Origin of the sequence: Marinilabilia salmonicolor (assembly GCF_003003035.1) — a bacterium.
Taxonomy (GTDB): Bacteria; Bacteroidota; Bacteroidia; order Bacteroidales; family Marinilabiliaceae; genus Marinilabilia; species Marinilabilia salmonicolor_A.
Genome location: NZ_PVTS01000007.1, coordinates 132711 through 158126, shown reverse-complemented (window position 1 = coordinate 158126; position 25416 = coordinate 132711). Strand labels below are relative to the sequence as shown.

The following is a 25416-nucleotide window of genomic DNA, read 5'->3' as shown; positions in this document are numbered from 1 at the left end:
AATGCTTTCGAACATTGCCTCTTCTAATAAAGTATTTACCCCGTTCAGAGCAATATTTTAACAGAGCTGTAGGGGTTGTTGGCGCTGACCTTGGGGGTAAGCTGAAAAACGGTTGATTAATCCTGCGGCATCTCTTTCATTTTGAGTTTATCGCCGGTATCTTTCACTACATTTCGGTAGTATTCTTTATCATACCCGGGATATTCGGGGGAGTGGGGGTTTCCATATTCGTTTTTCAAAAACTCACCATCCTTTTCGGGATGAATATTACCATCCAGATATTTTATCATCAAAAATTGCCCCAGTTTCTGCCATTTTTCAACGGTGATACGGGCCTGATTGTGGGTGTAGTCGGTCAGGAATTGTTCTGCAAGTTTCGGATTCTGCTCATAAAGAGTGCTGGCAGTGTTGTCGATCGCCGGTTGCATTTGTTCAAATTTGTCTTCCAGTTCTTTTTGGACTTTTCTGATGTCCTCAATCATGTAGCTATATCGGCTGTACGACATGTTAGAGACCCAGTTGAACACCCAAAAGGCAGCATCCCAGGAAAACTCGAGCATATTGCCATTACCTACGGCAAATTCGTGGGGGGCACTTTGAATTCCTGCATACATGGGAACATAAACAGATGCATCAGCATCATCCACACCAAACCAAAGAATTCCGCCAACAGGGTCGTGTAGCCAGTTACGCATCTGGGCAACAAAAGAAAATCCTGTTTGCTGTGTAGCAATGGCACGCTCATTCAGGTATTCCTCTCCATCAACCTCCCAGGTAAGCGGACGCCAGCGATAAGGAACTTTGTATGCACCGGCTCCTGCATCCTTGGTCATATCCAGAGCCGTTCCTTCAAAATGATCACGCATAATATTCATCACATCACGGGCACTGACTTTATTTTGGGGCTTAAAAAACAATGGCATGCGCTCATCTGATTCACCCATGATAAAGTCCTCATATTTGTCTGCATCTTCCTGATTTACCTGGCGGAAAGCACTCCATACCCTTGCCTCACAGAAACGAATGGCACTGTAATCAAGTGGGGCATAGGTATCTGCAAAACTAAAATCTTTGTTTTTACCATCGAAATATCCTTTTTCACGGGCAAAAGAAATAACATCTTTTGAGTAGATGCAGTTTTCCTCATCATTGAGGGGGAAGGTGGTAATGCGCGCCTGGTTGGCATGAGCTGAAATGTACCCGTCAGGTACCTTGCGTGCTACCCAAACGGCTCCTTTATTATTGGGCCCTTTGCTGATCATCTCCATAATCCATACTTCATCAGGATCTGCAATTGAAAAACTTTCTCCTGAACTGTAATATCCATATTCTTCCACCAGAGAGGTCATGATATTGATGGCATCACGGGCTGTTTCAGCTCTTTGCAATGCAACATAAATCAAACTTCCGTAATCCATTATTCCGGTTGTGTCACGTAATTCCGAGCGACCGCCAAATGTTGTTTCGGCTATGGAAACCTGATTCTCGTTCATATTTCCGACAACCCTGTAGGTGTGGGGAGCCTGTTTTATTTCACCAAGATATTTGCCTGTGTCCCATTCGTAAATGTCCAACATGGCGTTGTCCGGATGATTTTCGGCCGGCCAGAAGTACAATTCTCCGAATAAAACATGCGAGTCGGCAGCATAGGAGATCATCGTTGACCCATCCGCCGAAGCATTTTTTGTAACTAAAACATTGGTACAGGCATTGGCTCTATTTACACCCAATACCATTAATGCTATAAGAGCCATTGCTCCCACAGAATTCAGTGCTTTTCTCATATGATTGTATTTTTTTACGGTTTTTTCAGGCAGGGATTACAAAAATAATAAAAACAGGGACTCTGTGGAAATTGTTTCTTTATTCAGCTATCAAAGAAGCCTGGAATATTCAATTTATGCAGGATTTGCCACCAACAAAAGGCTCGCTATTAGGGTAAGAATAATGTTTGTGCTTTGAAAGCTCCTGAAAGACATTTTGGTATTCAACTTTTTTCCCACCACAGTACCCGTAAGTAAAATGGGAGTAAACAGCAATGAGGTTCTAACGGTCTCTGCAGTTATCATTCCTGCCTGATAATATCCGATGATGGCAATAACAGCAGTTACCACACTAAACGCAGCAAATATCTCTCTGAATTTTCGGTTGCCCGTTTTTGCTCTGTTAAGAAAGAGTGCCAGAGGAGGCCCGCTTACCGATACTGCCCCGGTTAAGAATCCGATAAAAGCACCGGCAAAAAGATAGTGACGGGAGGGCAGGGTAGTGGCCTTTTTTCGGCTAACCATAGAGTAGATGGTTAGCGCAATAAAAAGGGCTCCGGATAATTTTACCAACAAATGTCCGGTAGAGGCACTCAGGGCTATAACACCTGCAACGGTAAACAGTCCTCCGGCTCCAATCAGAGAATAGGCATTTCTGTCCAACAACTTTTGTTCTTTCTTCTGAATGACAATTAATACGGAGGCTATCAGATTACAGATCATCAGGACAGGAATAATCTCCTTGGGGGAATACCATATTAACAGCAGCGGGAAAGAAAATAAAGCAAACCCAAACCCTGTGATTCCTTTGATAAGACTTGAAAAAATAATAACCAGAAAAATCCAAATATCAGGCATAACTTATTGCATTAAAAAGATTAATGAACCAACGGCAGTAATAGCCCAAAGGGTTATTCCCAATGAAAAACTCTTTAATCCGGATTGTTTTATTTGGGCGAAGGTGATGTTTGATCCAATCAGAAATAAAGCCACCACCAGGCCTCTTTGTCCAAGCCAGCTAAAGTGAGCATAACTGGTTTGTAACTGAGGAAATAAATTGGCAAAAAGGATGCTCAGTACAAATAAGAGAATAAACCACGGAAATCGGATGGACTTTTTGTTATTCCCCTTGATAAACAGTGCCATTACAAGGGACAGGGGTATGATCCATAAAGCTCTGATGAGTTTTACCGTGGTAGCTGTTTTTAATGCTTCCGGCCCGTAAAGCGCACCTGCCCCCACAACCGAGCTTGTGTCATGTATGGCTATGGCTGCCCAATTTCCAAAAACTTCCTGACTGAGGTGCAACTGATGTCCGATAAAGGGGAATATCAGCAACGCGGCAGCATTGAGCACAAAAACCACGATTAGGGCGAAGGAATTCTCATGATCTTTACTTTTTATGATGGGCGCAACAGCTGCAATGGCACTCCCTCCGCAAATTGCTGTTCCTGTGGCAATCAACAGAGCTGTGTTTTTATTTGCTTTAAAAAGTTTTCCTAATAAAATACCTGTAATCATAACGATAGTAACAGATATCATGGTTAATGAAAACCCACTTTTTGATACAGCAATCACTTCATCAAGTTCCATCCCGAATCCCAGCAGTACGATAGACGTCTGAAGAATTAAAGAAGTATATTTGCTGCTGTTCTGATGTCTGAATCCGGCCAGGGAAAGAATAATTCCGGTGGAAAGTGCCACTGCCGGAGATACAAATGGCAGAAGACAAAGACCAATTAATGCCGGGTATAGTTTGGCAGAAATTTTTTCCTTTACATTCTCATAATCAAAATCAGTAATTGCATTTGCTGGTTGCATACCCATGTTTTTGATTACAAAAATAGTGGCGTTTAATAGCAATAGCAAATACTAATTGTTTATTCTTGATAACTAAAAATTATAGCCTTGCAGGAAGTTTTCGAATAATTCAACCTGTCGGCTTTTGTGACCATACCTGAATGCCATCCTGAATTTCCGTGGAATGGTAAAGCCTGTAACTTTTAGCTTAACAAGCGTCTTAAGATATAATTCGGTGGTAACAGTTTTTTCAGACACGATGGCCAGCCCGTCAAAATCGGAAAGAAAATTTTTTATAGATTCAGTACTTCCAAGATGAATCAAAGTATTCAACCTTTCAAATTCAATTTTCTGTCGTTTCAGCGCTTCTTTAATAACTTCAAGTGTTCCCGACCCTTGTTCGCGCAAAACAATGGGTGTTTTAATCAACTCATCTTTTCTAAGCTCTTCACGTTTTGCATAAACACTGTTGGCACCGGTTACAACAATCAACTCATCATCCATGAAATTTTTGTATCGAATCCCCGGCTGTGAAGAACAGTTTTCCACCAAAGCCATATCCACTTGATTTTCCTGCAAGGCCTGTTCCATTTCAAAAGAATTTCCATTTCTGAGAAAGATCTGAATTTTGGGGTATCTTTTATGGAAGGAAGCAATAATACGTGGAATAACATATTGGGAAATGGTGGAACTTGCGCCTATATTAAATTCCCCAATTATGGAATTTTGCATTTGTCCAATGTCAAAGTCCAGTTCACGGTACTGAGCGGCAATCTGCTTAAAGGCATTGTAAACGCTTTCGCCGGCTTTTGTAAGGTATATTTTATTGCCTTTACGTTCAAACAGATTGGTGTGGTAGCGTTCCTCCAATTCTTTAATATGGCGGGTGACGGCAGGTTGACTGATGTTCAGATCTCCTGCTGCTTTGGAAAAACTGAGGTGCTCGGCAACTGATATGAAGACTGTGTCTCTAAAATCCATCTTTGTGTTTTTCTTGATTCTTTCAAAGCAAAAATAAGAATAAAGAAGTTCGAACTTTTATGGAAATGCTATTGATGTTGGATTTTTAATAAAAGTGACCGTCGTTGAAGATATTTTTAACCCGCATCAGGCACATAAAAAAGATCTTGTTACTGTAAAAATAAACCGGTATGTGGCTCTCTGCATCGTTTTTTTGCAGATCTCATAAAGCTTACAAGCAACCTAACCAATATAATCGTTATAGCTTGCAAACAATCGAGCCAATAAGAAACCGTGGATGAGCTTCAGATAAATGGCTGATTCTTAAAAAGAGAAAGGCCTGTCGGCATTCCGACAGACCTTTCAAACCTTAACCCTAACCCACGACTAAATTAATACAAAGGATTTTATTTGTCAATAGAAATATTATTCCATTTTATTTTTGTCGATGCAGAAGCTTTTTGTTTTACAGTTAAATGTCTAAAAATCAATGTTTTTTAAGATATCTTTTTACTTATGAAAATTGTCATTCTGATAAAAATCATATTTTTTCACACTATATTATCCTGAAATAGTACTGTTTTAAAATTGTTTCCCTCCGCATTCCTTTCGGTCGCAATCTCGATTTATTAATCGGACACCAATGATTATCTGGCAAACTTATTATAAATAACAAAACCGCAACTCTTATTCAGAATTGCGGCTTTACTCTGTGATCCCGAAGGGACTCGAACCCCCAACCTCCTGGGCCGTAACCAGGTGCTCTATCCAATTAAGCTACGGAATCGTTGCTGTTTTGAGTAGTTGTTTCTCTCAAACGCGGTGCAAATATAGGGAAAATATTGTTTCCTGTGCAAATTGTCACAGCAAAAAAAATGGTTATTTATCCGACTCAAACACCCGAAAAACGGGCAATTTTAAGATTTACAAAAGATTAAGGGTTGAATTTTTCTGTGATTTTTTTTTAAAAGAGGGGGCTAACTAAAACCCCCTCCAGAAAAAATCACTTCACAGGTGCTTCCGGAATTTCCGGTAGTGGTTTCCGCTCTTTTAATTTCTGCAGAATTAGCTCAACAGCTTTATTTAACTGCTCGTCCTCTCCATTAAACTCTTTCCACGGGTCGTTTTCTATAATAATGTCAGGCTCTACACCAACACCTTCAATCATCCAATCTCCATTCATTGAAATGGAGGTAAACTGTGGAATCCGAAGATCCGTGCCATCCACAAAAGGCAGTGAACCTGTAATGCCCACGATGCCCCCCCATGTTCTGGTTCCAATGGTTGTGCCAATGCCCAGAGCTTTGAATCCGTGTGCAAACAAATCACCATCTGAGGCTGAATATTTGTCTATCAGTGCAACTTTAGGGCCAATTAATGTTTGTGCAGGAATGGGAGTAACTGCAGTTGAGTTTCGTCGCATATTGGCACGATAGGCTTCCCTGGCAAGACGCTCCAGAATCATAGGAGAAACATTTCCGCCTCCGTTTCCACGGTCATCGATAATCAGGCCTTGCTTGTCAAGTTGCGGATAAAAAAAGCGCACGAACTTATTCAGACCGTTGGGCCCCATATCAGGTATGTGGATGTATCCGATTTTACCATCGGTTGCTTCTTCCACTTTCCGGATATTTTCGTTTACCCACTTAAAATAATTCAATTCACTCTCGTCTGAAATGGGTTTTACCAGGATTTTTTCTGCACCTTCTGTCCCCGGTGTTTCATTTACCAGCAATTCAACAGTCTTATCGGCTTTGCCAACCAGTAGTTGATAAATGTTATCCACCTCTTTGGTTGATTTTCGGTCTATTTCAAGAATATAGTCTCCTTCAGATACATCAACACCCGGGGATTGGAGGGGCGAGTTCATTTTTTCACTCCAGGGCGCTCCATCCAGAATCTCAGCAATTCTGAAATAGCCTGATTCATGGGCTTCGATGTTAGCTCCCAGCAAACCTGTCTGAATGCGTTTGGGTTGTGTTTTATCTCCGGTGTTAACATAAGCATGCCCGGCATTCAACTCACCAATCATTTCTCCAATGATGTAATTAAGATCATTTCTGTGGTTGACATAGGGGACAAGGGAACTGTATTTATCGTAGATGCCCTTCCAATCCTGTCCGTGCATATTTTCCACATAAAAGAAATCACGCATCTGACGCCATGCTTCATCAAAGATCTGTTGCCATTCAGCCTTGTAATCAATGTGCATCTTCATATTTGACAAGTCAACGGCCTCTTCGATATTGACAGCAAAAGATGGCAGATCAATGACATCCCAGGTGCTGTTTTTACCCACGAGCATTTTTTTGTTATCAGCCGAAAGGGTATAGTTGTAATCTCCTAAAAGGGTTTCCTTCTCTTTATCAAGGTCAAAAACAAACAATCCTGCTCCCTCTTCTTTATTCTGATATCTGCGTATGTAATAGACTTTTCCATCCACACAATTGATGTTGTAATAATTGGCCGGATCGATTGGCAAAGCTACAATTCTGCTTCTTATCCCGTCAAAATCGATGTCAACAATTGCCTCTTTACCTGTTTTTTCATCATTCTCCTCATTCTCATCATTCTCATCTTCCTTTTTATCCAAAGGCTTCACATCTTGATTTTCAGGGGCAAAAGGAGAGGGGGTTGCTTTGTCCAACATAGTCATGTAAACCCTGTAGGTATTGATGTATGCATGATTCCATTCTGTGCGGCTGTAAACGGGACTGAAATCCCGTTGAGAAGTAAACAAAAGGTATTTCCCGTCGGCCGAAAAGGATGGATAACCTGAGTCATACCATTTTTCGGTAATGGCCTCCGTTGTTTTAGTCTCTATGTTCACTATTTTTATGACATCCATCTGGTTGGGGAGTCCATCGGTAAATGCAATCCACTTGCTGTCGGGGCTCCAGGAAAAATCACCCAATCGCGAGTAATTGCTCTCTGCCAGGGTATGTGTATTGCCGGACGATACATTGGTCAGCATCAACCGGTAATTTTGGTCATTCCAGACGATGAATTTGCTGTCAGGACTCCATTGCATACTGAATTTATAGGTATCTGCACCTGTCGTCAGCTGACGGGCATCGCCTTCACCATTTGCGGGCTTTATCCAAACTTCGTATTCTCCGCTCCGGTCCGAAAGCCACCCCATCCAATTACCATCGGGTGAGTATTGAGCGTTTCGGTCATGAACTCCGGATGTCTGGGTGTGATTGTAAGTAATTCCGTCTTCTGCAGGAACAGAAAAAAGGTCTCCTCTGGCCGAAAAGAGTATTCTTTCACCTTGTGGAGAAAGACTGGCTGAGGCAATGGAACCGGAAACCTCTTTAAGTTCTTCCCTGGATTCATTCATGTCATTATTTATGATGACTGGAATCCTGTTTAAAGCTTTGGCCCGGGTATCATAGCTAAAGAGCTGACCGCCTTTTTCGAAGACAATGGTACTTCCATGGTGAGATGGAAACTTAATATCAAAGTCGGTAAAATCAGTCAGTTTTTCTGTCGTTTCCGTTTTGGTGTTGTAAACAAAAAGATTCATGGTTCTGTCCCGGTCAGAAATGAAAAACACTTCATCTTCGATCCACATGGGAAAGATATCCTGAGCATCATTTTGGGTAATAGCCTCGGTTTCATGCGTATCAAAGTCATGAATCCACACTTCGTCGGCCATGCCTCCCCGGTAATACTTCCAGGTTCTAAATTCCCGGAAAACCCTGTTGTAAGCCAATTTACCTCCATCAGCATTAAAAGACGAAAAACCTCCTTCAGGAAAGGGAAGTTGTTCCGGCATTCCTCCCTCAACAGATACTTTGTAAAGCTGTCCCTTGAAAGAATTAAACGTATTTTTGCGGGTACGGAAGACAATATTTTTGCTGTCCGGAGTCCACGCAATTACAATATTATTGGGTCCCATACGATCTGCAACATCATCACGACCCAATGTTGCCGTAAAGGTTAACCTTTTAGGAACACCCCCTTCAGCAGGTACCACAAATACCTCGGTGTTTCCGTCGTATTGCCCGGTAAAGGCAATTTTAGAACCATCCGGAGAAAAACGGGCAAACATCTCCATTCCGTTGTGGGAGGTGATTTTTCGGGCAATTCCGCCCTCAATATCTACCGTGTAAAGATCACCCGCATAGGTAAACACAATTTTATCGTTACTGATGCCCGGAAAACGCATCAGTCGTGCTTCTTCGGCCACCATAAAGGCAGACAAAAAGAACACCATCATTAATGAAAGGAACAGTTGTTTCAGGTTCATAATAAGTAAGTTTATTTTTAAGAATCAATCAAAGTTAAAAGTTTAACGCCGAAAAAGCAGACCAAGATTTGTTTGGGAAATTACGCGTCTTAACACCGGTCATGGTTTGATTATTATTTCTTCATTTAGTTTAAAACTCATCAAGAAAGCATATGTTCATTCCATCTTGTTTTTTCGTCTTTTGAATTGGTTATTAAAAGAAGTCTTAAAAATTTGGGCATCTTTGCGCTCGTAAAAATCACAAAAAAGCATTACAATGAATTTATTTTTCAAGACCATTTTTATTTTTTCTCTGTCCCTGATTATGTTGAATAGTTGTGAGCAAGCTTAAGAGGTTGTCTCTGATGTTCAAAAAACGATAGCCCTGCGCAATGTCGAATTTTCGTATGACAGTGTAAGTACCGGACTGGAGTTTCCGGAAGGCAGCCTTAGTGGAAAAACTTTCCAGGAGCTTTTAGAAAACAATCGGAAACTGTACAGTGATCCATCAAATTATTCAGTCAGGATTCAGGCGCATTACACTGCCGACAATACCAGGGAAAATGCTTCAGATGCCATGTTTTCGGGCATGATACAGGACATTGTACTCAATAACATAACAGATGCACCCGTTCAGCTTGAAACTCCTGCATTTGAAGTACCCAAAAATGAAACCTTGAATATCTCAAGTAACAGCGCAATAAGTTTGGGAACACACAAAACAGCAGTTTTGTATATTTTTAATCAGATTCTTGCAGATCAGGATTTGGATGCCGAGATTTCATCAAAACTCAACTATGAGGTTGGTCTCGAAAAGGGAAGCATCAATCTCGGAACAACTCAAAAAAGCATCCCCATCAAAGTTTCGGATGATACTAAAGCGCTTATTTCAGGTCTCCTGGAGTCGGGTTTGTTTGAAGAATAACAGGTATGAGGCGTGAGAGATTTCCTGGTCGCGTCGGGACCAGGAAATCTCATACAGCTCAAAATTTTTCAAAATGAATCCTGTCCCACAGTAAAACATGTTCGGTATAAGGTTCACGCTCTTTGGCTTTGTGTCCAAAAGCCATGATACCCAGAACCTCAAGCTCATCAGGAGCATGAATGATCTTTTTTACATTTTCCCCGGCCATATTTCCCTCCTCATCCAATCTCAGACGAACCTGAATCCAGGTGGAACCCAGCCCCATTGACTCGGCGGTCATTTGCATCATAATGGCAGCAATGGAACAATCTTCTACCCAGACATCACTTTTTGCCGGATCACCCAGAACAACAATCCCCAGTGGAGCCCCTGAAAGGAATGCCGCACCATGGGGTTTGCATTGAGAAAGAGCATCGAGGGTTTCAGTTTTTTCAACAACCACAAATTCCCAGGGACGGTTGTTTTTAGAAGTTGGCGACCAAAGAGCTGACTTTAGCAACTGCTCTGTTTGATCATGAGTAAGTTTTTTATCCGTAAAGTTTCGGCAACTTCGTCTCTTTTGGATTAATTCAAGCATCTTATCTGGTGTTTTTTTATTTTGCTCTTAACCTGCTTTATTCACAAATAATTTATTCCGATGCCCAACTATTTGCGAAATACAATCATCCTTAACAAAAAGGATTTGAAAATAATTGATTATTTCCTGCACCCATTTTGTTTGTGGTTGATTTTATTTCTTGATATTTGAACATCTCATTACAGTACTTTATGAATAAATCAGGTTAAATTAATGCATTATTTTTGGGAGTATCAAAAAAGAGAGCACTCTTTTAACTTTTAAGAGATTATTTATGAATGTTTTGATAATTGAAGATGAACCTTTGGCAGCTGAAAAGCTTATCAGCATGTTGAAAACATACGATAAGGACATCTCTATTCTGGATGTGTGTTCCTCCGTTGAATCGGCTCTAAGATGGTTCAGTCTGAACGAAGATCCCGATCTGGGATTCTTTGACATTCAGCTGGGAGACGGAACAAGCTTTGATATCTTCGAAAAGGTAAATGTTAACTTCCCGGTGATATTTACCACAGCTTATGACCGTTTTGCCATCAAAGCATTCAAAGTAAACAGCGTTGATTATTTGCTTAAACCCTTTGAAAATGAAGACCTGACAGCAGCTTTGGAAAAATTTAAAAGCATTCATTACTCCCGGATAAATGCGATGGGGATGAAACAGACAGTTGAATCTGTTGTTCGTGCCCTGAAGCCGGAGAACAGCTATCGAGAGCGTTTTGTCATTACAGTGGGACAGCACTTAAAACTTGTTTATATTTCTGATATTGTTTGCTTTTACAGTGAAGAGAAGAGTACGTTTATCTTAACCAATGAAGGACGGACTTATTACCTGCACCAATCTCTCAATCAGATAGAAGAAGAGCTCGATCCAAAAATATTTTTTCGTACCAGTCGTAAAGAGATATTAAATTTCAGATTTATGGGAGCTATTATCAATTACGGACGAAACCGCCTAAAAATCACCATTGATGTCCCGGGTGAGAAACGAGAGATTGTTGTCAGTAAAGAACGGGTAAAGACTTTCCGGGATTGGTTGGAACAATCTTCCTAATGTTAAAGGACCATTAACGATAAAAGGTAGTGCTGACACTGACTCACGATCTGTGAAACTGTAAGTAAAATGGGCCGAATGCTTTCAGTTTGAATAAAAGACTTTGTCCATCGTAGATTCATGAATTTTTTTCATGAGATGCTCAAACACTTGGAAATACAAAAAACTCAAGACGAGTTTAAGGAAGAAACCAGGGATCCGTATTCTAATCAAATTTGCAAAGAACGCTTGAGTTTTGCTGGTAGTTGAGCAACGAAAAAGATAATTTCCGGTTAATCAGGATCGATTTGCTAAGAATTTATTGAACAAATATTTACAGGATTCATATTTTTAAAGATAATTTTGTGACCAACAGCAAAAACCGAAAAAAGCATGTTGTAAAACACTCATTTTTTCTTTCTCATTTTGTGGTGTTAGTTGTTTATTTCTGCTACTTTTGCGGAAAAATTTCTTTAAACCTATATTAACCTTTGCTCACAAAGAAAGGTTCAATGAGATGGGGAAATTTGTTGCTTACAATTGAACTTTACATTTATAATCAAGCAAATTTTTATATCACCAAATAAATAATTGTTACATGAAACCAACACATATTGAACACATTGGAATTGCAGTAAAGAGCCTGGACGATGCCATTCCTTTTTACGAAAAGGTATTTGGTCTTGAGTGCTATGCCGTTGAAGAGGTTACCGATCAGAAAGTAAAAACCGCTTTTTTCAAGGTTGGTGACACCAAGATTGAATTATTGGAATCCACTGATGCTGAAGGGCCTATTGGTAAGTTTATTGAGAAAAAAGGTGAAGGTATTCACCACATGGCATTTGCCGTGGACGGACTGAATGATAAATTGAAAGCAGCAGAAGAGGCCGGTGTCAGATTGATTGACAAACAATCCAGAAAAGGAGCTGAGGGCCTGAACATTGCTTTTCTACATCCAAAATCGACTTTTGGGGTATTGACTGAACTTTGCGAAGCTCCTAAATAGCAACTTTGGGATCAGGGAAATATAATAGACGAAACTTTAAAACAATATTTAATATGTCAAATCAGGATAAAGTCAAGCAATTAATTGAGTTGCGCAATAAGGCGCGACTGGGTGGTGGAGAGAAGCGTATTGAAGCGCAGCATGCCAAAGGTAAGTTTACTGCTCGTGAGCGCATTGAAATGCTTTTGGATGATGGTAGTTTCGAGGAATTCGATATGTTTGTAACGCACCGTTGTACCAACTTCGGAATGGAAAAAAACAAAATCATGGGTGATGGCGTGGTAACCGGTCATGGTACCATTGATGGCCGCGTGGTTTATGTTTTTGCACAGGATTTTACCGTTTTTGGTGGTTCCTTATCCGAAACTTTTGCTCAGAAAATTTGCAAAGTGATGGATCAGGCCATGAAAGTTGGTGCGCCCGTTATTGGCATCAACGATAGTGGTGGTGCTCGTATTCAGGAAGGTGTTACCTCCCTAGCCGGATACGCTGAGATTTTTGAGCGCAACATTCTTGCCTCAGGTGTGATTCCTCAGATATCTGCCATTTTCGGCCCATGTGCCGGTGGAGCCGTTTATTCTCCTGCACTTACCGACTTTATCATGATGACTGAGGAGTCCAGCTATATGTTTGTAACCGGTCCAAAGGTTGTGAAAACTGTTACCGGTGAAGATATTTCTGTTGAGGATCTTGGTGGTGCCCGTGTTCACTCCACCAAATCAGGTGTTTCACACTTCGAATTGGAGAATGAGGAAGAGGGAATTATGCTGATGCGTAAATTGCTTTCTTACCTTCCGCAAAACAACCTGGAAGAGCCTCCTTTGGCTGAATGTACTGATCCCATCGATCGTCTGGATGATTCTCTGAACGAAATTATTCCCGACAACCCCAACCAGCCTTATGATATGAAAGAGGTGATTTACACTATTGTGGATGACGGAGAATTTCTTGAAGTGCACCGCAATTATGCCAAGAATATCATTGTTGGTTTCTGTCGTATGGGAGGTGCTTCGGTAGGTGTGGTAGCCAATCAGCCCAACTTTCTGGCAGGTGTGCTTGACACTGATGCATCGCGCAAAGCAGCTCGTTTTGTTCGCTTCTGTGATGCTTTCAACATTCCTGTTCTTACTTTGGTTGATGTTCCCGGATTCCTTCCCGGCAGCGGTCAGGAATATGCAGGAATTATCACCCATGGAGCAAAACTAATGTTTGCTTATGGAGAGGCAACTGTTCCAAAAGTAACCATTACGCTTCGTAAATCTTATGGTGGAGCTCATGACGTGATGAGTTGTAAGCAGTTGCGGGGTGACCTGAACTATGCATGGCCTACAGCCGAGATTGCAGTAATGGGAGCTTCCGGAGCTATTGAAGTACTGGAAGGACGTGCAATGAAAGACATTACCGATCCTGAGGAAAAGAAAAAATTCGTTGCCAAAAAAGAAGAAGAATACAAGGAGAAGTTTGCCAACCCCTATCAGGCTGCCTCATACGGATACATCGACGATGTTATCGAGCCACGAAATACACGTTTTCGTGTAATCAGGGGATTCCAGAGTTTGCAGACTAAAAAGCTGACAAATCCTCCTAAAAAACACAGTAATATTCCTTTGTAAAAAGACTAAATTATGTCCTATTTATTAGATGCAGTAAACTGGCCGCAAATTTGGGTAATCACCGCAGTTGGATATTCAGTCGTTTTTACAGCCTTGATTCTACTCATTTTTGTTTTCAAATTTATGCCTAAGATGCTGAATATGCAACTGAAGCGCAGATTGAAGAAAGAAGGCAAATACGTAGAGCGCACTGAAGGTGATGAGCCTTTTATTGCCGGCGAGGTAAATGCTGCAATTGGTACAGCATTAAGTTTGTATTTTTCGGATCTTCATGACGATGAGAGTAAAATCATTACCATCAAGCGGGTGGAAAGAAGATATTCTCCCTGGAGTTCAAAAATTTACAACATCAACAATGTGTTACCAACTACCCACAGGTAGGATGATTGCACTCGGCTAATCAATTAATCAAAAGGATATAAATCTGTAAGCATCAGAAATACAACACACTGATGCTTACAGATATTATTCCACCTGACCTTTTAATAAACTAGTGTAACATGAAAAAGTTTGATTTTTCCATTAATGGAAATAAATATCACGTTCACATCAAAGACATTGATGACAATATCGCCTCTGTGGAAGTGAACGGAACACCTTATTCTGTTGAGTTGGAGCAGGAGGTGAGAAAAGTAAAAACACCAAAATTGGTGAGACAGGAAGTCAAGCCAAAGCCGGGAGAGGGGCACATCGTGAAAAAGCCCTCAACCGGAGATCATCAGGTTTTGGCTCCGCTGCCCGGAAGTATTTTCAAGATGCTTACAAAAGTGGGCGACGAGGTAAAAAAAGGCGATACATTGTTAATTATGGAAGCTATGAAAATGGAAAACAATGTAATGGCCGATAAGGATGGAACAGTGAAAGAGGTAAAAGTGAAAGAAGGGGATTCGGTGCTGCAAAGCGACGTTTTAATCGTTCTTGAATAGTGTTTTTTATCTCTATTGTTTAATCACCGGAGCTTTTTTTAACGGCTTCCTTCAAATATTCTTAAAGTGAGAAAATTTGTTACAATATTTACCGTTCTCGGACTGCTATTCATGGTTTCAGTGCTTACCGGAGGAGATGCATCTGCCCAAGATGTAATACAAGGTGGTACAGATAGTGGCAGTGCGTTGTCAAGGGGAATGAGTACTTTTTGGCAATATACCGGTTTTTCCAATATTACCATTGGAAATATCGTTATGCTTCTTGTCGGATTGTTTTTTATTTTCCTGGCTATTCAATTCAACTACGAACCTCTGTTGCTTGTCCCTATTGGCACAGGTATTATTCTTGGTAATATCCCCTTTATTGAAGGGTTTCAGATTGGTATCTACGAAGATGGTTCAGTGCTCAATTACCTTTATTTCGGAGTGGTAAAGGGAATATATCCGCCTCTGATATTTCTTGGGATTGGGGCAATGACCGATTTTTCCTCTCTTATTTCTAATCCGCGACTGATGCTTCTCGGGGCTGCTGCCCAAATTGGTGTTTTCGGAACTTTTATCGGTGCGATGGCGCTTGGATTTGAAATTCATCAGGCTGGTGCTATTTCCATTATTGGTGGCGCCGACGGACCCACAGCAATTTTTGCATCTTCCAAACTTGCTCCCGAACTGATTGGTAGTATTGCCATTGCTGCCTACTCATATATGGCTTTGGTGCCGGTTATTCAGCCTCCTATTATGAAATTGATGATCACCAAAAAAGAACGACTGATAAAAATGAAACCTCCCAGAGCTGTTTCTAAGACTGAAAAGATTTTGTTCCCGCTCATTGGAATGATCTTGACGCTCTTTATTTCCCCTACTGCATTGCCTTTGCTGGGAATGCTCTTTTTTGGAAACCTGATGAAAGAGTGTGGTGTTACAGATCGTTTGGCCGAAACTGCCCGTACTAAACTGATTGATATCGTGACCATTTTGCTGGGATTGACCGTTGGTGCTTCAACTCAGGCAAGCGTATTTCTGACAAAAGAGTCGATGATGATTTTTGTGCTGGGTGCTGCTTCATTTATTGTAGCCACCGCAGGAGGGTTGCTTTTTGCAAAAATCATGAATTTATTCCTGAAAAAGGAGAACAAGATCAATCCTTTGATTGGAGCAGCAGGCGTTTCTGCAGTTCCCGACAGTGCTAGGGTTGTTCAGCATGAAGGACTGAAAAGTGATCCTTCCAACCACCTGTTGATGCATGCCATGGCTCCCAACGTATCCGGAGTGATTGGCTCTGCAGTTGCGGCAGGTATTATGCTTAGTTTCCTGATGTAGTGCCAGCAAGAAAACTGAGTTTTTTTTAAGTGCTTGATGCGAAAAGTTCAAGGCTTGTCCTTTTTGAAAATCAAGGCGTTTACTTTCGTAAATAACTGTTTTCAGAAAGGACGTAACGCAGAAATTGGACTTTTCGGGTAAGCACTATGTAATAAATATCCTTTTTAGTAATTGGTTGATTGATAAAGAGACTTTCGGACTTCCGGAGGTCTCTTTTTTTGACGGTAGAATATCCTTAACACTATATAAGCTTTTTTTAATTACCCGGGAAGTCAAACGGAAGCGTTAGTTGAGCACTTTTATTTTTGTCCGAAGAATTTTCAGTCAGTTTTTGAAAAACTGCTTCCAATTCCGTTCTGCAACGACCACATGAAGTGGATGCTCCTGTTTTATTTATCACATCCTGAAGGGTTGCCTCCGGGTGCCGGACAATTATCTTTTTAATGGTTTCTTCGCTCACTCTGTTGCAAAGACATATAAGTTTTGACATAAAAAAGGCTGTTGTGAAATGGCAAAATTAACACAACAGCCTTATATCGCAAATTCTGAAATATTTTATCGCAGATCTATTACATCCACATCTGGGTGCTCTTCAGTATTGAAAACAAATTGTGACTCCTCAGCCGGAACATTGGTTTCCATTTTGTTTATTTCAATAATATAATTGTTTCCGTCCTTGCCAATCTGCATGATTTTGGATATGTGATTGTTGGCCTTGTTTACATACAATTTGATGCGCGAAAAAGGCTTGTTTCTGTCTTCAGGAAACAGATCCACAATCTGAATTTGTTTTCCGTCACTTACCTCTTCTCCTGCAAAAATATACCTGAAACCATCCTCATGAATACTGAAAATATTGGAAGGACTTAAAGACATTTCATCGTTGGGATCAGGAGTTGATATATTCACTTCTCCAACTTCGGTAAGATAGGTCCAAAGTGTTTCCCCGTCAAAATAACTTTCGGCATTCATGACATCGGCCTTATACTTATTTCCCGAAATCAAAATAGTTCCATCGTAACTATCCTCTATGTCGGCTTGTTTGTTCTCAAGTGTAAAAGTAAAATCAGCTTTGATGGAACTGTAAGATTTGGTCACTTCCGAGACCTTGTCCAGAATCTCTTTGGCTTTCAATACCTCAGGGCTTTGCGCCTGGAGGGTTGCACTCGTAAATAACAGGGTAATGCTTAGCAATTTAATAAACTTCTTCATTGTATATTGTCTTTTTCTGTCTGACATTCAATTTCCGTTCCAAACTACTTTATATTATCAAAAAGTTTCTCCAATTGGTATTCATCGGGAATCAGAACCTGGCGGGCCTTGCTTCCTTCGAAAGGACCGACCACACCGGCAGCCTCCAACTGATCAATGATACGTCCTGCCCGGTTGTATCCAATGGAAAATCGTCGCTGGATAAGAGAGGTGGAACCGGATTGATTGGCTACCACTACTTTTGCAGCCTCTTCAAACATCGAATCACGCTTGGATAAATCAACCTCTCCGGGCTCGGCTCCTTCGCTGTCTCCACCGGTGTATTCGGGTAATATCATGGCAGAAGGATATCCTTGTTGAGCACCTACATAATCATTAATTTTCTCCACCTCAGGGGTGTCCACAAAGGCACATTGCACACGAATCAGGTCACTTCCCTGGGTAATGAGCATATCTCCGCGACCAATCAGCTGATTGGCTCCCGGAGAATCCAGAATTGTGCGACTATCGATCATCGAAGCTACCTTAAAGGCTACCCGGGTAGGGAAGTTGGCCTTAATAACCCCGGTAATAATATTGGTGGAAGGACGCTGCGTGGCAATAATCATATGTATCCCCACAGCTCTGGCAAGCTGGGCTATACGGGCGATAGGCATCTCTACATCCTTACCGGCTGTCATAATCAGATCTGCAAACTCATCAATAATTACCACAATATAGGGGAGGAAACGATGCCCTTTTTCAGGATTGAGCTGACGTTTCACAAATTTGTGGTTGTACTCTTTCATATTTCGGGCATGAGCCTTTTTCAGCAGGTCATAGCGTTGATCCATCTCTATGGTAAGGGAGTGAAGGGTTGCTACAACGCGTTGCACATCGGTAATAATCGATTCCTCCTCATCGGGCAACTTGGCCAGGAAATGTTTCTCAATTTTACTGTAGATGTTCAATTCCACCTTTTTGGGGTCAACCAATACAAATTTAAGCTGCGAAGGATGTTTCTTGTACAGCAAGGAGGTGATAATCGCATTTAGCCCCACCGATTTACCCTGACCTGTTGCTCCGGCCACCAACATGTGGGGAGCTTTGGTCAGGTCAATCATGTAAGTCTCGTTGCTGATGGTCTTACCAAAGGCAATGGGTAGTTCAAACTTACTGTTCTGGAATTTACGGGAGGTAATTATTGACCGCATGGATACGATCTCCGGTTCTGAATTAGGCACTTCAATACCGATGGTTCCCCGTCCGGGAATTGGGGCAATAATCCGGATTCCGAGTGCTGCGAGTGAAAGTGCGATGTCGTCCTCCAGGTTTTTTATTTTTGAAATGCGAACTCCGGGTGCAGGAACTATTTCATATAAGGTAATAGTCGGACCGACTGTTGCTTTAATACTCTTAATTTGTATTTTGTAATCTTCCAGTGTTTTAACAATCTTGTTTTTATTAGAGATCAGCTCCTCTTCACCCACCTGGCCAGAACCGGCTTCATGGTCATCCAGCAAATCAAAAGTGGGCAGTTTATAAGAGGACAAATCCAGCGTCGGATCATAATCACCCAATGGCTGATCTTCATTGTGCTCCATCATCTCTTCCCGGGCCGCTTTTTCAATTTTCAGCTCCAGATCTTCATCTCCGTCATGTTCCAGTGATTTATCGGTATTCTCGGGCTTAAAGTCCATTTCCAGTATTTCCTCATCATGAACTTCTTTAGCCTGATGATCAGAGGCATTGCCGGTTGCTTCCGGATTTTGTTTCACCGGGGTTGAAACATCTGAAAGACCACTAACCGCCCGCTCGAGAGATAAATCTTCATCCAAAGGTTTGTCGGATTGATGTTTTTCTGTCTCTGCAGCCGAAACTGAGTCTTTAGGTATCTCCTCATCTTTTTGATTCTCAGGTTCCATCTGGGTCTCCTTGGTTGCTTCCTTTTTGTGAAAGGGGCGGGAGACAAAGCCAATAAACCAATCGAAACTAAATGATAAATAAGCAAAAAGAGAAACCACAATAAGAATAAAGGTTCCTGCCCATCCGATTGCGGCCTGTAACCAGGTGCTCAGGAAATATCCATGTGCACCCCCCAGCAGCAAATATCGGTCATTTACCGAATCGATGAAAAAGAAACCGAGGGTCAGTGAAATCCAAATGGTAATAAGTGCTGCATTAGCAAAAGCAGTGGAGAGTTTCATGATTTTTGCTCCCACCAGTTTGATACCTGTCATAAACAACAAAACAACTACCGATGTGGAAGCAACCCCAAACCAGTCGTTAATAAAAGTGTCTGCCAGCCAGGCTCCGAATTTACCGGTCCAGTTCTCTACAGTTATTTCAGCGTTTTTAATGAAATCCCAAAAGGCAATATCAAATTTACTTCTGTCTGCAAAACCGGTAAAGAAGAACGACATAAAGGCCAGGGCCAGGTAAAACGAAAGTGCTACCAGCAACAGACCTGAGATAAATCTAAATTTGAAATTCTTCAGATTGGTTTCCCATTTGGAGAGACCTGATTTTTGACTTCTTTTCCTTTTTGTTGTCTTTTTGCCGTTACTCATGATGTAAAATTGGTTTTCCTCCTGCAAAAATAATAATTGAACGGGCCTTTTAAGCTATTACGAGAAATAAAGTTTAACCTGATGCATAAAGGTGGGCGAAAATTCAACGGCTAAAAGCATTATTAATTGTTTTATTTTTTGATTATTGTTGAGATGGTTTGTTCAATTTCCTGAATTGTTGATGTCTGATAATCTCCCGGAACTTCAAATATAGACTCAGGAAGTGTATCACCGATCACAGAAATGGGGGTCAGTGTAAATAACACATCATTAAAATAAATGGCATATTCAAGCATAACACCCGGAATTTTTGCAAAAGGAGTGTTTTTATTGGTGGTAGGGGTGGCTATTTCAGGTGTGTACCAAACAATGATTTCGTTGTTTTCTTTGGGTAATTTAATTATAGCTTTTTGTGCCCGATAACCTAAGATATTACGAGTGGTATCTTTTTCAAACACCACTTTCCCTTCTTTTAGCTGCTGAAAAATGAAAAGTTCATTGCTCTCAGATGCCGGGACATACATTTTTTTGTTGATGATCTTTAACAGGGTTGCACTGCTGTCGGTTTGATGATTGGATATAAAGTCCAATGTGTAAATCCCTAAATCTCCGGCAAATGAAATCCGTTCCTGCCCGGTTCGGAAAAAATATTGCATCTCTTCGGGGAGCAAAAAAGAATAGCTCTTTGCTTTTATTTCGGGCGAATAAGAAATGGAATAATTTACCACACCTTGTGAAACCACAGGTGTTTTTTGTTTTGGTTGTTGCTTACATCCTGCAATAATCAGAAACACGAACAGAGCACAGAGAGAAAGGGATTCTAAAATAAAACGTGGACGTTGCTTCATAAAATGGATTATCTATGTATGGTATAAATAGCTAGTACTTTTCAAAAATAACGCAAAAATCAGAAAATCAACAAGCGCTTGTCTTTCCATTCCGGTAACTCGTCAAAAAGGAGCAGGCATAGAACTATCCGGATTTATTGATAAAGGTCATTGTTAAACCTTCTTTTTTTAGCGAAAATAGTGTTCTAAATAAGACAAAATCTAAACTATGACCAAACTTGCTGTAATTGCCCTGGGTGGCAATGCACTGCTGAGAAACAATCAGTCCGGGACGATTGAAGAGCAGGAAGCCAACACCACCGAAACACTTGAGAATCTTATTTTTCTTGTTAAAGAGGGATATAATCTGGTTTTTACTCATGGAAACGGCCCCCAGGTGGGAAATATTCTGTTGCGCAACGATGCAGGAGAAAATCAGTACGGAGTTCCGCAAATGCCCCTGGATATATGTGTTGCTGACAGTCAGGGAGGGATTGGGTATATGATTGAACGTTGCCTGATGAATGTTTTGCGTAAACACAATCTTAAAAGAAATGTTTTAACATTAATGACCCTGACGGAGGTGGATCCGAACGATTCAGCATTTAACAATCCGACCAAACGGATTGGAAAGATGATGACAAAGGAAGAAGCAGACCGGCTTAATAAAGAGAAAGGGTGGATCTTTAAAGAGGAAAAGAAGAACAAGGACGGGTATCGCAGAGTTGTTCCTTCTCCAGAACCCAAATCCATAATGAATTGTGAAGTGGTGGAGAGTAACGCCCGCGCGGGGACTATTGTTATTGCAGTTGGGGGAGGCGGAATCCCCGTTTATACCGATGACGAAGGACTTGTACGCCCATCCGAAGCTGTTGTGGATAAAGATTTGGCAAGTTCTATCCTGGCTACACAAATTAAAGCGGATGAATTTTATGTTCTTACGGATGTACCGTTTGTCTATCTTAATTATGGAGAAACCAATGAACAAAAACTGGAATTTTTGAATCATACGGATACGTTGAAATATCTTGAGGCAGGAACCTTCGGTGAAGGTAATATGGCTCCTAAAATCAGGGCTGCTTTGTCTTTTATTGAAAAAGGAGGGCGTCAAAGTATTATTACAGAGTCAAAAAAATTGGAAGACAAATCCTTTGGTACTAAAATTACCATGGAATACGATGTGAAGGATTTACATAAGTATGATTGAGGCTAAGGCTGAGGTTAAGACTAAGGTAGAGGTTAAGATTAAGGTAGAGGGGTAGGGGATAACGGAAAAATGAACACTTAAAATAAATACAATGGCTTTTAATTTAAAAAACCGATCATTTTTAAAATTACTGGATTTTTCACCAAAGGAGATACATTTTTTGCTTGATTTGGCTGAACAACTCAAGGCTGCCAAATATTCCGGCACCGAACAGCAACGGCTTTCAGGAAAAAATATCGCTCTGATTTTCGAAAAATCCTCCACGCGGACCCGCTGTGCTTTTGAAGTGGCAGCACATGACCAGGGAGCCCATGTTACTTATCTCGGACCTTCCGGTTCGCAGATCGGGCATAAGGAATCCATGAAAGATACTGCTCGTGTTCTTGGACGAATGTATGATGGTATCGAATACCGCGGATTTGGACAACAAATAGTGGAAGAACTGGCTGAATATTCCGGTGTGCCTGTCTGGAATGGTCTTACCGATGAATTCCATCCAACTCAGATTCTTGCGGATTTTTTGACCATGAAAGAGCATTCGAATGTACCCTTAAATCAGGTTTCCTTTGCTTATCTGGGAGATGCGCGTAATAATATGGCCAACTCGCTCCTTGTTGGAGGAGCTAAAATGGGCATGGATGTACGTATTGTAGGCCCTGAATCTCTGCAGCCCGATGCAGAACTGGTGGCTCAATGCCGGCAGATTGCTGAAGAAACCGGAGCCCAAATTACCATTACCGATAAAGTGGAAGAAGGAGTTTCAGGATGTGATTTTCTCTATACGGATGTCTGGGTGTCAATGGGAGAGGGCGATGATGCCTGGAAAGAACGGATAGATCTGTTGAAACCTTATCAGATCAACGCCAAAACAATGGAACTAACAGGTAATCCTTCCTGCAGGTTTTTGCATTGTCTTCCGGCATTTCACAACCGGGAAACAAAGGTAGGAGAGGAGATCTTCCAGAAATTCGGACTGGACGGACTGGAAGTAACCGAAGAAGTTTTTGAATCTCCGGCATCTATTGTCTTTGATCAGGCTGAAAATCGCATGCATACCATCAAGGCCGTGATGGTGGCAACGCTTGGAGCCTGATGCGGATATAGCAATTTGAGCCTCCCAGCAGGAGGGAGTTTACCCCCCCGGGTGCTATACCCGGGGGGGGTAATCCTTTGTTAATTAGATATCGGCCCTTTTAATCCTCTTTTTCCACAATAGTCCTGGCCTGTGAGGCATTTACAAATAATACATCATCCAAATTGGAAAAATCGTTGAAATATTCTGCTCCCCGGCGTTTAATGTGTTCTTCTCTAAATCCGATTATTGTCAGGCCCGCTCGTTTTGATTTCTCTTCCACAATTTCGTGAACTGCTCTGTTTTCTGTAGCCGGTACTATCTCAATATTTGAGAGAGTAATAGGTAAGCGTCCTTCTTCAACAAGGTGATTCAGCTGTGCTCTGGTTTGCTCTACCTGCTCCGGTGCACAAATACTGAAAATCTTTATTTTACTTTTCTGCCAGTCGGGATGTGCAAGTATAATGTAACCAAGCAGAATCATCAGGTTGGCGTTGAGATAGTCCACCGGTCTAATCCACACATGAATGCCATTTCGGAACCGGGTTGCCGATTGTCCCATTCCATAGACGCAGACATCGAAATTACCAGCTTTGGTAAGGGCTATATTGGTGATGATGCGTTCCACCTCTTCAGGTTCGTTTTTATCATACTCAAATACAACCATATTGTTTTCCATTCCCGAAATGCTGGGAGCCTGAATAATCTGGGCGATGGCTGAAGTATAAGATGGAGAAATCATGGTGTCGATGTATAAGGTGCTTTCTTCTTCCTTTTGTATTTCAACCAACTGATGCATGATTTCTCTGGAGGCCAAAAAGCTCTGACGACTGAAATAATCTTCTATAAAATGAAAGTAAGTCCCAAAACCATGGCGATAAGAGATCCAGTTCATCAAGTCGAAAATCTTTTCGCGCTCAAATGAATTTGCGGAGATACATACTGCTGCCGGACGCCACTCTTCACTTTCAACAGGACTTTGATTTTTCTGCATATAAACCTGAAGTTTGCGGTTTAACTGAAATAAAGCTCCTTTAAACAGATTAACAAGTCCTTTTCTGTCTTTATTGTAATGCTCAATAAGCAGGTAGATTAAGGTAATCAGGGAGTAAGCAACAATTGTATAGAGCGGATTAATCATAAACATGACCCACACTGATAAAAGAAAGCCAATCAATGAAAAATACCATTTCGATCTGAATCTGGGTCGGTAAGAAGGACTAGAGCCCCAATGGTTCAGAAAGCTGATGAGACAGAGCGATCCGTAGGTAATAAGAAAAAACATGGATATCACTTCTGCAACAGCATCTACATTTCCCATTCCCACAAACACAAATGCAATGAGAAATGCCACCACTGAAGCATTGCGGGGCTCATTGGTAACACCTTTCCCTTTTGCCAGTTTTCTATTGATTCCAGGCAGCGGGAAACTTTTATCACCTGCCAGAGCCTGCAAAGTACGGGGAGCTACCAATACTGAACCTAATGCCGATGAAAGGGTAGAAGCTGCAAGCCCCATGAGTACAAAAATACTTCCTCCAACCGCGATTTGTGACATGATTAACTGATTGGAAAGTAATGCTTCCGTGGATACCGAGGCAGACATTTTCCATATTACCAGTATATAAACCAACATTCCTGAAATGGTTGCCGTCATCGTACCTATAGGGAGCGATTTCCCGGGATTTTTAAGATCTCCGCTGAGACCAACACCGGCGGTCATCCCTGTAAAAGCAGGAAAACAAATGGCAAACACCGTGAAAAACTCCTGACTGTTTGAAAAACTGAAATTGGAACTGAAATGATCCCCGGTTACAAGCTCCGGTTCTCCGGCTCCCAGAAAAAACATTATGAGTGACAAAAACAATATGCCTGCCACTCCATACAAAAGTCCAATCCCCATATTGGCGCCTTTGCGGATGATCAGAATGGCAAGAATCAGTAATACAGGAAGACTAATTACCTGACGTGGCAATTCCCAGCCATACTGTGTAGCCCACCACTGAAAAAGCATTTCAAAAGTTTCGGTAAACGCAATAATATAGAAAGCAATACTGATTGCCTGCGACAAAAACAGCGCGATGCCGATGGTTGCCCCAATGTTAAGTCCGAAGGAACGGGAAATAATATAATATTCTCCACCTCCTTCCACCCGGGTATTGGTCGATAACTCAGAAATCGCCAAAGCAGTAGGAATGGTTATTAAATGTCCGAGAATGACCAATAACAAACTGCCGGTAAAACCGATGGTTCCAACGGCATAACCAAAACGAAGAAATAATATGGCCCCTAAAATAGTTGATATGGCAGTGATGAAAACCGGGGCGGTTCCAAAGCGCCGGGCAGTATTGGTGGTAATGTCCGATCCCATAAGTTTTTTAATTGAGGTTTATTT

General features: G+C 41.4%; 20 protein-coding genes and 1 tRNA gene. 9 read left to right on the top strand and 12 right to left on the bottom strand.

Annotated features, from left to right (window positions below; translation table 11 throughout):
- Window positions 1–116 precede the first annotated feature (116 nt).
- The 6 genes from BY457_RS09150 to BY457_RS09125 all read right to left on the bottom strand — a co-directional run bounded on the left by BY457_RS09150 (window position 117) and on the right by BY457_RS09125 (window position 8778).
- Window positions 117–1784 carry a dipeptidase gene (locus tag BY457_RS09150; RefSeq protein ID WP_181256446.1) on the bottom strand — a complete coding sequence of 556 codons (1668 nt, stop codon included), beginning with the start codon at window positions 1782–1784 and terminating at the stop codon, window positions 117–119.
- Between the two features lie 114 nt (window positions 1785–1898).
- Complete coding sequence (locus BY457_RS09145; RefSeq protein ID WP_106153025.1) at window positions 1899–2621, bottom strand: sulfite exporter TauE/SafE family protein; 723 nt, start codon at window positions 2619–2621, stop codon at window positions 1899–1901.
- Window positions 2622–2624: 3 nt separating this feature from the next.
- Window positions 2625–3584, bottom strand: a complete 960-nt coding sequence (locus tag BY457_RS09140; RefSeq protein ID WP_106153096.1) for a YeiH family protein — start codon at window positions 3582–3584, stop codon at window positions 2625–2627.
- Window positions 3585–3656: 72 nt separating this feature from the next.
- Complete coding sequence (locus BY457_RS09135) at window positions 3657–4544, bottom strand: LysR substrate-binding domain-containing protein (RefSeq protein WP_106153024.1); 888 nt, start codon at window positions 4542–4544, stop codon at window positions 3657–3659.
- Between the two features lie 692 nt (window positions 4545–5236).
- Window positions 5237–5310, bottom strand: a tRNA-Arg gene (locus BY457_RS09130).
- Window positions 5311–5526: 216 nt separating this feature from the next.
- Complete coding sequence (locus BY457_RS09125) at window positions 5527–8778, bottom strand: S41 family peptidase (RefSeq protein WP_106153023.1); 3252 nt, start codon at window positions 8776–8778, stop codon at window positions 5527–5529.
- Window positions 8779–9346: 568 nt separating this feature from the next.
- Here BY457_RS09125 and BY457_RS09120 point away from each other — a divergent pair.
- Window positions 9347–9682: a hypothetical protein gene (locus BY457_RS09120; protein WP_146130965.1), complete on the top strand. Its 336-nt coding sequence runs from the start codon at window positions 9347–9349 to the stop codon at window positions 9680–9682.
- A 58-nt stretch (window positions 9683–9740) separates the two neighbouring features.
- Here the strand turns inward: BY457_RS09120 and BY457_RS09115 are convergent, their stop codons facing one another.
- On the bottom strand, window positions 9741–10259 hold the full coding sequence (locus BY457_RS09115; protein WP_106153021.1) for a nitroreductase family protein: 519 nt from the start codon (window positions 10257–10259) through the stop codon (window positions 9741–9743).
- A gap of 274 nt (window positions 10260–10533) precedes the next feature.
- Between BY457_RS09115 and BY457_RS09110 the strand changes: the two genes are divergently transcribed.
- The 6 genes from BY457_RS09110 to BY457_RS09085 all read left to right on the top strand — a co-directional run bounded on the left by BY457_RS09110 (window position 10534) and on the right by BY457_RS09085 (window position 16154).
- Window positions 10534–11310 (top strand): LytR/AlgR family response regulator transcription factor, encoded by a 777-nt coding sequence (locus tag BY457_RS09110; RefSeq protein WP_106153020.1) that lies wholly within the window; start codon window positions 10534–10536, stop codon window positions 11308–11310.
- A gap of 577 nt (window positions 11311–11887) precedes the next feature.
- The gene (gene mce, locus BY457_RS09105) at window positions 11888–12295 is read left to right on the top strand and encodes a methylmalonyl-CoA epimerase (RefSeq protein ID WP_106153019.1); all 408 of its coding nucleotides are present in this window, start codon (window positions 11888–11890) and stop codon (window positions 12293–12295) included.
- 53 nt (window positions 12296–12348) lie between these two features.
- A complete protein-coding gene (locus tag BY457_RS09100; protein WP_106153018.1) occupies window positions 12349–13908 on the top strand; it encodes an acyl-CoA carboxylase subunit beta in 1560 nt (519 codons plus the stop codon).
- Window positions 13909–13920: 12 nt separating this feature from the next.
- The gene (locus tag BY457_RS09095) at window positions 13921–14289 is read left to right on the top strand and encodes an OadG family protein (protein WP_106153017.1); all 369 of its coding nucleotides are present in this window, start codon (window positions 13921–13923) and stop codon (window positions 14287–14289) included.
- A 119-nt stretch (window positions 14290–14408) separates the two neighbouring features.
- Window positions 14409–14834, top strand: coding sequence for a biotin/lipoyl-containing protein (locus tag BY457_RS09090; RefSeq protein ID WP_106153016.1), 426 nt, complete (start codon window positions 14409–14411; stop codon window positions 14832–14834).
- Window positions 14835–14900: 66 nt separating this feature from the next.
- Window positions 14901–16154 (top strand): sodium ion-translocating decarboxylase subunit beta, encoded by a 1254-nt coding sequence (locus BY457_RS09085; protein ID WP_106153015.1) that lies wholly within the window; start codon window positions 14901–14903, stop codon window positions 16152–16154.
- 256 nt (window positions 16155–16410) lie between these two features.
- On the opposite strand, the gene BY457_RS09080 is transcribed toward BY457_RS09085, so the two are convergent.
- The 4 genes from BY457_RS09080 to BY457_RS09065 all read right to left on the bottom strand — a co-directional run bounded on the left by BY457_RS09080 (window position 16411) and on the right by BY457_RS09065 (window position 20763).
- Complete coding sequence (locus BY457_RS09080; RefSeq protein ID WP_106153014.1) at window positions 16411–16644, bottom strand: (2Fe-2S)-binding protein; 234 nt, start codon at window positions 16642–16644, stop codon at window positions 16411–16413.
- Between the two features lie 65 nt (window positions 16645–16709).
- Window positions 16710–17366, bottom strand: coding sequence for a LolA family protein (locus BY457_RS09075; RefSeq protein ID WP_106153013.1), 657 nt, complete (start codon window positions 17364–17366; stop codon window positions 16710–16712).
- Window positions 17367–17410: 44 nt separating this feature from the next.
- The gene (locus tag BY457_RS09070) at window positions 17411–19915 is read right to left on the bottom strand and encodes a DNA translocase FtsK (protein WP_106153012.1); all 2505 of its coding nucleotides are present in this window, start codon (window positions 19913–19915) and stop codon (window positions 17411–17413) included.
- 131 nt (window positions 19916–20046) lie between these two features.
- Window positions 20047–20763, bottom strand: a complete 717-nt coding sequence (locus BY457_RS09065; protein WP_258176680.1) for a hypothetical protein — start codon at window positions 20761–20763, stop codon at window positions 20047–20049.
- A 208-nt stretch (window positions 20764–20971) separates the two neighbouring features.
- On the opposite strand from BY457_RS09065, the gene BY457_RS09060 reads away from it, so the two are divergent.
- Both BY457_RS09060 and BY457_RS09055 read left to right on the top strand, forming a co-directional pair.
- Window positions 20972–21949 (top strand): carbamate kinase, encoded by a 978-nt coding sequence (locus BY457_RS09060; protein WP_106153011.1) that lies wholly within the window; start codon window positions 20972–20974, stop codon window positions 21947–21949.
- A 91-nt stretch (window positions 21950–22040) separates the two neighbouring features.
- On the top strand, window positions 22041–23042 hold the full coding sequence (locus tag BY457_RS09055) for an ornithine carbamoyltransferase (RefSeq protein WP_106153010.1): 1002 nt from the start codon (window positions 22041–22043) through the stop codon (window positions 23040–23042).
- A 100-nt stretch (window positions 23043–23142) separates the two neighbouring features.
- Here BY457_RS09055 and BY457_RS09050 read toward each other — a convergent pair whose 3' ends face one another.
- Entirely contained in the window at window positions 23143–25392 is a 2250-nt protein-coding gene (locus tag BY457_RS09050; protein ID WP_106153009.1) for an amino acid permease, read from the bottom strand.
- Window positions 25393–25416 lie beyond the last annotated feature (24 nt).

Bases quoted from the DNA above. Each gene is read 5' to 3' on its own strand.
- BY457_RS09100 (WP_106153018.1), top strand. From the start codon at position 12,349: ATGTCAAATCAGGATAAAGTCAAGCAATTAATTGAGTTGCGCAATAAG.
- BY457_RS09135 (WP_106153024.1), bottom strand. From the start codon at position 4,544: ATGGATTTTAGAGACACAGTCTTCATATCAGTTGCCGAGCACCTCAGT.
- BY457_RS09070 (WP_106153012.1), bottom strand. From the start codon at position 19,915: ATGAGTAACGGCAAAAAGACAACAAAAAGGAAAAGAAGTCAAAAATCA.
- BY457_RS09090 (WP_106153016.1), top strand. From the start codon at position 14,409: ATGAAAAAGTTTGATTTTTCCATTAATGGAAATAAATATCACGTTCAC.
- BY457_RS09075 (WP_106153013.1), bottom strand. From the start codon at position 17,366: ATGAAGAAGTTTATTAAATTGCTAAGCATTACCCTGTTATTTACGAGT.
- BY457_RS09055 (WP_106153010.1), top strand. From the start codon at position 22,041: ATGGCTTTTAATTTAAAAAACCGATCATTTTTAAAATTACTGGATTTT.
- BY457_RS09125 (WP_106153023.1), bottom strand. From the start codon at position 8,778: ATGAACCTGAAACAACTGTTCCTTTCATTAATGATGGTGTTCTTTTTG.
- BY457_RS09065 (WP_258176680.1), bottom strand. From the start codon at position 20,763: ATGAAGCAACGTCCACGTTTTATTTTAGAATCCCTTTCTCTCTGTGCT.
- BY457_RS09115 (WP_106153021.1), bottom strand. From the start codon at position 10,259: ATGCTTGAATTAATCCAAAAGAGACGAAGTTGCCGAAACTTTACGGAT.
- BY457_RS09095 (WP_106153017.1), top strand. From the start codon at position 13,921: ATGTCCTATTTATTAGATGCAGTAAACTGGCCGCAAATTTGGGTAATC.
- BY457_RS09120 (WP_146130965.1), top strand. From the start codon at position 9,347: ATGATACAGGACATTGTACTCAATAACATAACAGATGCACCCGTTCAG.
- mce (WP_106153019.1), top strand. From the start codon at position 11,888: ATGAAACCAACACATATTGAACACATTGGAATTGCAGTAAAGAGCCTG.
- BY457_RS09060 (WP_106153011.1), top strand. From the start codon at position 20,972: ATGACCAAACTTGCTGTAATTGCCCTGGGTGGCAATGCACTGCTGAGA.
- BY457_RS09140 (WP_106153096.1), bottom strand. From the start codon at position 3,584: ATGCAACCAGCAAATGCAATTACTGATTTTGATTATGAGAATGTAAAG.
- BY457_RS09145 (WP_106153025.1), bottom strand. From the start codon at position 2,621: ATGCCTGATATTTGGATTTTTCTGGTTATTATTTTTTCAAGTCTTATC.
- BY457_RS09050 (WP_106153009.1), bottom strand. From the start codon at position 25,392: ATGGGATCGGACATTACCACCAATACTGCCCGGCGCTTTGGAACCGCC.
- BY457_RS09080 (WP_106153014.1), bottom strand. From the start codon at position 16,644: ATGTCAAAACTTATATGTCTTTGCAACAGAGTGAGCGAAGAAACCATT.
- BY457_RS09150 (WP_181256446.1), bottom strand. From the start codon at position 1,784: ATGAGAAAAGCACTGAATTCTGTGGGAGCAATGGCTCTTATAGCATTA.
- BY457_RS09110 (WP_106153020.1), top strand. From the start codon at position 10,534: ATGAATGTTTTGATAATTGAAGATGAACCTTTGGCAGCTGAAAAGCTT.